This is a genomic window from Paracoccus benzoatiresistens (assembly GCF_026913015.1).
GTDB lineage: Bacteria > Pseudomonadota > Alphaproteobacteria > Rhodobacterales > Rhodobacteraceae > Paracoccus > Paracoccus benzoatiresistens.
In genome coordinates this window covers 1-1404 of the sequence record NZ_JAPTYD010000156.1, presented here as the reverse complement: position 1 = coordinate 1404, position 1404 = coordinate 1, and the positions used below count along the sequence as shown (strand labels likewise).

1 protein-coding gene is annotated in these 1404 nt (G+C 67.7%); it reads right to left on the bottom strand.

Annotation, left to right across the window (positions count from 1 at the left end):
• Positions 1-9 precede the first annotated feature (9 nt).
• The gene (gene tpa / locus OU682_RS23950) at positions 10-1389 is read right to left on the bottom strand and encodes a hypotaurine--pyruvate aminotransferase Tpa (protein ID WP_268944677.1); all 1380 of its coding nucleotides are present in this window, start codon (positions 1387-1389) and stop codon (positions 10-12) included.
• Positions 1390-1404: the final 15 nt, after the last annotated feature.

Sequence of the window (1404 nt, the reverse complement as noted above, 5' to 3'; positions counted from 1 at the left end):
CGCGCCGCCCTATCCCATCACCCGTGCCAGCGCGGTGTCGATGGCATCGGTGATGCGGTCGATGTCGGCGGGGGTGGCGATCAGGGCGGGCGACAGGCAGAGGGTGTTGTTCAAGCCCGGCAGAGAGCGGTTGGTGGCGCCGATGATCACGCCCTGGGCCAGGCACTCGGCCACCACCGCCTGGACGCGCTTTTCGTCCAGCGGCTCCCGGGTCTGCCGGTCCGCGACCAGCTCGGCCCCGCAGAAAAGGCCCTTGCCGCGCACCTCGCCGATCACCTTGTGCTTTTCCATGAGCGCGGAAAGGTTGGCCATGACCCGCGCGCCCATGGCCTGGGTGTTCTCCAGCAGCCCTTCGTCCTCGATGATGCGCATGTTCTCGAGCGCCGCCACCGGGCCCGCCGTGCAGCCCCCGAAGGTCGAGATGTCGCGGAAATAGCCCATCGGGTCGCTGGCGTCGTCCTTGAACATCTCGAAGACGGCTTCCGTCGTCACCGTGCAGGAGATCGCCGCATAGCCCGAGGCCACCCCCTTGGCCATGGTCACGATGTCGGGCTGGATGCCGTAATGCTGGTAGCCGAACCAGGTGCCGGTGCGCCCCAGCCCGCAGACCACCTCGTCGATGTGCAGCAGGATGTCGTATTTGCGGCAGATCTCCTGGACCCGCGGCCAGTAGCCCTCGGGGGGCGTGATGACGCCGCCGCCCGCGGTGATCGGCTCCAGCACGAGGGCGCCCACCGTGTCGGGGCCTTCGCGCAGGATCACCTCCTCGATGGCGTCCGCCGCCCGCTCGCCGTAGTGTTCCACGTCCCACTGCTTGCGGTATTCCAGGCAATGGGGCACGCGCACGAAGCCGTCCGGATAGGGCCCGTACTGGGCCGCGCGCTGGTCCTGTCCCGAGGTCGCCAGCGTGCCGATGGTGGTGCCGTGATAGTCGCGGTCGCGGTAGAGGATCTTCCACTTGCGCCCGCCATGCTGGCGTTGGGCGATCTGGCGGACCATCTTGTAGCCCTTCTCGTTGGCCTCCGAGCCCGAGTTCGAGTAGTAGACCCGGCTCATGCCCGGCATCTTCTGGATCAGCCGTTCCGCGAACAGCGCCGCCGGGACGTTGCCCGCCGCCCCCGCATAGTAGTTGAGCCTGACCAGCTGGTCGCGGATGGCATTGGCGATGCTTTCGCGCCCGTAGCCCACGTTGACCGTCCACACGCCGCCCGAGACCGCGTCCAGATACTCGCGCCCGTTGGTGTCCCAGAGCCGCATCCCCTTGCCCTCGACAAAGACCCGCGGATCGGCGTTCTCGTATGGCTTGTGCTGGCTCAGGTGGTGCCAGACATGCGCCCGGTCGGCGGCAACGACATGGGACAGGTCGTTCTGGTTGAGGTCAAGGGACATGGCGGGGCTCCGGAT

Coding starts and splice junctions, on each gene's coding strand:
- tpa (WP_268944677.1), bottom strand. CDS start 1,389: ATGTCCCTTGACCTCAACCAGAACGACCTGTCCCATGTCGTTGCCGCC.